This is a genomic window from Pseudomonas sp. W15Feb34 (assembly GCF_023127765.1).
Lineage (GTDB): Bacteria > Pseudomonadota > Gammaproteobacteria > Pseudomonadales > Pseudomonadaceae > Aquipseudomonas > Aquipseudomonas synxantha_A.
Genome location: NZ_SPKN01000052.1, coordinates 390 through 700 on the forward strand (window position 1 = coordinate 390; position 311 = coordinate 700).

The window sequence follows — 311 nt, forward strand, 5'->3', positions numbered from 1 at the left end:
TTTATTCGAAAGCGTAGCGGTGTACGTAATTTGACCACCTTCATTCGCTTCAGACGGTGCAGTCAGCGTGACAGTGGTGGTGTTATCGGTGCCCGGAGTGTCAGTGACAGTCGTGGTGACTTTATCGGTACCTGGAATCAGATTTTCAAAGTGCTCGCCGCCGGTCACGCCGCTGATAGCAGTAGTGACGGTTTGATCGCCTTTGTACACGTCATCAGGAGCAAGAACCGAAACAGTGCCGCTCGACTGATTCACGCCGATGGTGATGGTCTGACCGTTATCCAGGGTGACAGTCAACGGATTGGTGATGT

1 protein-coding gene is annotated in these 311 nt (G+C 52.4%); it reads right to left on the minus strand.

What is annotated here, in order from left to right; genetic code table 11:
- A partial coding sequence (locus E4O97_RS26295) for an immunoglobulin-like domain-containing protein (RefSeq protein ID WP_248162703.1) occupies positions 1–311 on the minus strand: 311 nt, incomplete at both ends.